Raw genomic sequence first — 5,271 nt, forward strand, 5'->3', positions numbered from 1 at the left:
CCCCCGGTCAGGATGACGGCCAACGGGCGGCACTTGCGCCCGCCGGCGATGCGGGCCTTGCTGGTCTGCCCGCCTCGGGACCGTCCGAGCAGTGCCGCCTTCAGGCGGACCTTTCGCCTGCGCCGGACGCGGCGCCGCTCGTTCCGTTCCGGATCCTCTGCGGGGCCCTGCCCGCCTTGTTCCTTCGGGCCGCCCCCTTCTGCCGGGCCCTCTCCGCCTCCTCGGCGGCCTTCTCCAGGTCGGCGAGAGTGGGGCTCCGTCCGGGCGGGCAGCACGGATCGTCCGCAGGGCGGCCCAGGTGTGGTCGATGCCCTTGCGCTTGCGGTTGATGCCCCAGAGCTGGTCGTCTCCGACGGAGTAGCAGCCGTGGAAGTAGGTGATGCCGTGGGTGCGGCGGTAGGTGGCCGGCAGCCGGTCGGGGCGGTTTTCCATGGCCCAGCAGGAACCGGCAGTCGGTCGGATACCGAGCGGGCCGAACTCGTCGAAGGCGAAGGTGCGGTTGGGTCGCTGGTTGATCGCGTACTCGATCCGGGCGGGCTCGGCGTCGAAGTCCGGATCCGGGGACTCCTTCCAGGTCTTCGTGCTGGAAGGAGATCCGGCGGCGGGCCAGCAGGCACCGTAAGGTCTCCCTGCCGATCCGGACGGGCCGGGTGATGTTGCGGCGTAGGTGATCGGCCAGCTTGCGGATGGACGAGCGGGTGAAGGGCTTGCCCAGCACGGTCGGGCGGGTGGTGGCCGTCTGGACGACGAAGTCCTCGTCGTCACGGTCGAGAAGGCGGGGACGGCCTCCCGCCCATCGAGGGCCGAGGCCAGCAGCATCATCGCCCGCCGGAACCGCACTGAGCTGGTACTTCCCCGCCGGACGATGTGCTGGAGCTTGCACTAGGTCTTCCTTACGCGAGCGATCCCTCACCAACCGACAGACCCGATCCCTCACCAACCGACGAACATGCGGAAAGGCCGGCCGTGCCAGCAGCGCGCGGTCGGCTTGGTCTAGGACGTCGCGGGTCAGACCTCGAGGTACGCGACGACGACCACGGTCCGCAAAGCCGTCACCCAGTACAAGAGGCGTACGGGCTCGACTTCGTCGGCGTACTCGCGCAGTTGGGGGCCGGCGGCGCTGCCGGGGATCGGCTCGCCGACCTCGGGGTCGACGGAGACGACGACCAGGGCGCGGTCCAGGGCGTGGATATCCGCCTCGCTGGTGATGTTCTCCAGCTGCTTGGCGGCGGAGTCGGAGAACGTGATCCGGGCACGGCGGGGGCCGTGCGGTGTGGGCATCAGGCGACGGCCGGGCGCTGGGCGGTGAGGCGGGTGAGGTGGGCCTCGCGCAGCTCCTCCCACGGGGTGCACTGTTCGGGGTCGGGCAGGCCGTTGGTGGCGATGTCCTCCAGGACGGCGGCGAACCGGTCGGCGTCGGCGCGGGTCTTGGCCGCGTACGCACGCAGTCCGTCGGCGGCCGCGGGATCCAGCTGCCGGGCGGCGGTGTCGGCGGGGGCCGGCTGTTCGCTCATCGAGGGCTCCAGAGGGCAGAACTGGGTGTCTCACCACGGTATCGCCGGGCTGCCGGGCTCGGGACCAGTCCGGCCGAACCCGTCTCGACTCCCGGGAGACACCGAGCGAATCGGCGACCTGGATGTGCAGGGCGCGCTCGGAGGAGTACTCCGAACGGTGCTCTGTCACCAGCCTCACGGCCTGGCTGCGGAGGGCTGCATCAATCTTCTTGGGCACGTGTCCCATCCTCTCTGACGGCTCACAACGGAGCGGCAGAGAAGTCGGAACGGTTCACCCTCCGGCTGCCGTCCACCAGTCGGTGGGGCCGCCCGTCCGTCCAACGCCAGTCAGCACAAGCCGTCAAAATTGGCTGATTAGATGTAGCGCCGAGAATGAAACTAATTGACGATCACCGAGTTGAAGTTAAAGCCACTTTCGGAGACGGCACTACGTGAACGGCCCGCGCCCGTCGGCGGGCCGTCTCGGCAGCTACTTGTTAAGGCGTACGTGATGGACAGCCCAAGAGGCCTGGTCAAGAACTGGCGAGTATGGTCTCTGGCCAGATGGACGGCACTACTTGCTATCTGTGTGATCGCAGTGTCAGGGTGCCAGAGCAAGACCGGGAAGGCCAAAAATCAAGATAATACCACAGGAACCCTGCAGCCGGGAGTACTGCGGGTCATAACCGCTACGGATCAGCCACCATACTCGTACGTCGATTCACAGGGGCGGCAAGTCGGCTTCACTTATGAGCTGATCAAGCGCCTTGCGCAGCGGAATCATCTAAAACTTGAGACTGCTGCGCTCCCCTTTTCTGAGACCATTCCGGCCATCATCGGCCGCCGTTACGACACGACAATCCGCGCGATCAACCAGACTCCCGAACGGGAGAAGACGGTCTCCTTCAGCGCTCCACACACTTCCTCGTACATCGGCCTGCTTGTCCGGAAGAACTCGGATGCCGACACTCTTCCAAAGCTGTCGGGGAAAACCGTAGCGGTTACCCGAGGAAGTATTCAGGAATCTTATCTGCGGGAGCATGCCCCAAACGTACGTCTCCGCGTATACTCCTCCATCCAGACAGAGAAAGCTGCACTCCTAGCCGGGCAAGTAGACGCATGGCTCACATCAGGTCCGATGGCACGCACCATCGAAAGTGAGAGCAAAAACACCCTCATACTTGCCGAGACATTGGATCTAAAGCAGTCCAATGCCTTCCCCGTCGCTAAGGGAAACGAAGCGCTAATCAAGACTCTCAATGCCGGGCTAGACGAGCTGTTCCGTGATGGCAGTTACACTAAGCTCTACCAGGAGTACTTCGACCGCCCAGTACCTCATGTGTTCCGCGCCGCGCACCCGAGCCTGCGGTGATGAGTAGCTTTGCCCAATCAGGGCTGGAACACGTCTATGACACCTTCTTCGACTGGTCCTACATTAAGGCAGTCCTGCCGGAACTCATCGTAACCGGGTGGCCCAATACCCTGCTGCTTGCGATAGCGTCAGCACTGCTGGCCCTGGTTATGGCGTGGGTGATGGTCATCCTGGACGTGACAGGGTGCCACCTGGTGCGTTTGCCAGTAAGGGTCTACGTCAGCGTCTTCCGTGGCCTCCCGGTCATCCTCACGGTGCTGCTGGTGGGCCAGGGCCTTCCCATGGCTGGCATCAGCCCATTCGGGCCGGGTTCGTACCCCTATGCCATCGCTGCGCTCGGAATGGTCAACGCGGCTTACCTGTGCGAGATTTTCCGATCTGGCATCCAGTCGGTGGACGCGGTGCTGCTGGAGGCCTCGCTGACACTCGGGCTGTCTCGGCGAAGTGCCATGGTAAGGATCATGGTTCCGCTCGGCATTCGTAACATGCAGCCCGCGATCGCGAATCAGCTCATTGTCATCATCAAAGAATCGTCGCTGGTATATCTGCTGGGACTCCTACCTGAGCAGCGCGATCTGTTCTCGATCGCCCAGGACCATGGCGCTCGTACAGGAACCCTGTCCGCATTGGTGGCGGCTGGTTGCATCTACCTCGCTACCACGGTCCCACTGACCGCCTTGATAGACAGGCTTGATCGGCGTTTTAGGGCGGTATGAGCTGCCGAGACAACACGCCTCCGGAGCGGCACCTGCCCCACCCCACTTCACTCCGGCCGCCCTCATCGCCAGCCCAACTTCGGTGGCCAGACGCCACCACACGCGCTGACCCGCCGACGTTTACGCTGTAAGGAACACGAGTCCCGCGCTGTGAGACCCCGGCCCCCGGCCGGGGTCTCACTTCTTCGGCAAGTGGCCGATCGGCGCCCGCGCTGGACGGATACAGCCAGATCATGGCGCCCGGTACCCCGTGACAGCCCGGGGCAGCTCACGGCGTGGCTGCCAGTGGGCGCTGGCACCAGTTCTCTACCGTCGCTACTTGACCACTGGTGCGTGGCTTCAAATCATTGGCGGGACCCTGGGGTTGCTTCGTTTTGGCGGACATCGGAGATCTGGGCTCGGGCCCAGGGAGGGATGTCCATGATGGAGAACATGCCGAGGAAGAAGCAGCGGCTGCGGCGGCAGTTCACAGCCGATTTCAAGGCCGAGATCGTCGAGTTGTGCCTGCGTGGAGACCGGTCGGTCCCTGACGTGGTCAGGGACTTCGACCTGACCGAGACCGCGGTCCGGTTGTGGCTGGCGCAGTCCGACGAAAGTCACCAGCCCAAAGACCTGGAGCGCGACGAGCGGGTCGAGCTCGCGAAACTGCGGCGGGAGAACCGCCGGCTGAGGGTGTCGGCGGTGGAGGTGATCCGTGTGGTGGCGGGCCCTCCTGTGGTGCGGGAGCTCCCTGCCGCCGGCGCGCGCGGCTGCGCTGATCAGGTAATCCCTGCGCCCCTGCGCCGCGTGGAGGCAGTCGAGAGCCTGCAGGCACGGGCAGCCTGCGGGCGTGATCCCACTCCCCACGGCAACCTCAGCCGACACAGCCACAACGCAGCCCCGGGCACTCCCCCGCAACGCTCCCGCCACAGCCGCCACCATCACCCACACCTTCAGTGCGGGCGCCAACCAGCTCTTCACCGTCCCTGCCGGAGTCACCTCCCTCACCATCACCGCCACCGGCGCTGCCGGCGGAAGCGGAGCCCTCGTTCCGGGGGCGGCTGGTGGAGCCGGCTCTACAGTGACTGGAGCACTTGCCGTTACGCCTGGCAGCCCCCTGTACGTCAACGTGGCAGTTGGGGGAGGCACGGGTGGCGGGGGGAGCCCCGGCACCCGCGGTGGTGACGGGGGTGGTGCCAGTGATGTGCGGGCGTGCTCCTCAGCCGTGCCGGGCTGTGTGCTAACCGGTGTCGTAGGCACCGACCCGCGGCTGATTGTCGCCGGAGGCGGAGGAGGAGGCGGTTTGGGACCCGGTACTCAGGTAGGAGGTGCAGCAGGCCACCCCGCCGGTCAGGACGGCGGCAGCTGGACGGGTTCGAATGCTGCCGAGGGCGGAGAGGGCGGCAGTCAGTCAGCTGGAGGTGCTGGCGGAGCCAGATGCACCTTGCAGACGGGCGGAAGCAACGGCACGGCCGGTACTGCAGGCGCCGGGGGTGTCGGCGGGACCGGGTTTGGCGGGGGCGGGGGCGGAGCCGGCTGGTTCGGCGGTGGTGGTGGCGGTGGCTGCGGGGGCTTCTTCACCGACGCTCGACCTGCCGGGGGTGGGGGCGGATCGGATTTCCTGCCCCCGGGCGGTTCCCGCCAAGCGGCATCGGGTCCGGCGCAGGTGGTGGTTTCCTACACCGTCGCGGACCTGGAGATCACCACCGCG

At 66.0% G+C, this 5,271-nt stretch carries 5 protein-coding genes and 2 pseudogenes; 3 read left to right on the plus strand and 4 right to left on the minus strand.

What is annotated here, in order from left to right:
• From IF89_RS48580 to IF89_RS0134545, 4 genes and pseudogenes are all read right to left on the minus strand, one after another.
• Window positions 1-238 (minus strand): annotated as a pseudogene (locus tag IF89_RS48580) (hypothetical protein); the annotation flags it as partial.
• 8 nt (window positions 239-246) lie between these two features.
• Window positions 247-867: pseudogene (locus IF89_RS48585) on the minus strand (IS630 family transposase); the annotation flags it as partial.
• 141 nt (window positions 868-1,008) lie between these two features.
• A complete protein-coding gene (locus IF89_RS0134540) occupies window positions 1,009-1,281 on the minus strand; it encodes a hypothetical protein (protein ID WP_030776719.1) in 273 nt (90 codons plus the stop codon).
• On the minus strand, window positions 1,281-1,514 hold the full coding sequence (locus IF89_RS0134545) for a hypothetical protein (RefSeq protein WP_030776723.1): 234 nt from the start codon (window positions 1,512-1,514) through the stop codon (window positions 1,281-1,283). Before IF89_RS0134545 ends, IF89_RS0134540 begins: the two co-directional genes overlap by 1 nt.
• Before the next feature lie 382 nt (window positions 1,515-1,896).
• Between IF89_RS0134545 and IF89_RS43580 the strand changes: the two genes are divergently transcribed.
• The 3 genes from IF89_RS43580 to IF89_RS49920 all read left to right on the plus strand — a co-directional run bounded on the left by IF89_RS43580 (window position 1,897) and on the right by IF89_RS49920 (window position 4,745).
• On the plus strand, window positions 1,897-2,865 hold the full coding sequence (locus IF89_RS43580) for a substrate-binding periplasmic protein (RefSeq protein ID WP_078628750.1): 969 nt from the start codon (window positions 1,897-1,899) through the stop codon (window positions 2,863-2,865).
• Window positions 2,865-3,581: an amino acid ABC transporter permease gene (locus tag IF89_RS0134550; protein ID WP_051808120.1), complete on the plus strand. Its 717-nt coding sequence runs from the start codon at window positions 2,865-2,867 to the stop codon at window positions 3,579-3,581. Before IF89_RS43580 ends, IF89_RS0134550 begins: the two co-directional genes overlap by 1 nt.
• Before the next feature lie 432 nt (window positions 3,582-4,013).
• On the plus strand, window positions 4,014-4,745 hold the full coding sequence (locus IF89_RS49920) for a transposase (protein ID WP_420707010.1): 732 nt from the start codon (window positions 4,014-4,016) through the stop codon (window positions 4,743-4,745).
• Window positions 4,746-5,271: the final 526 nt, after the last annotated feature.

This window comes from Streptomyces sp. NRRL F-2664 (assembly GCF_000719345.1).
In the GTDB taxonomy this organism is placed as follows: Bacteria; Actinomycetota; Actinomycetes; order Streptomycetales; family Streptomycetaceae; genus Streptomyces.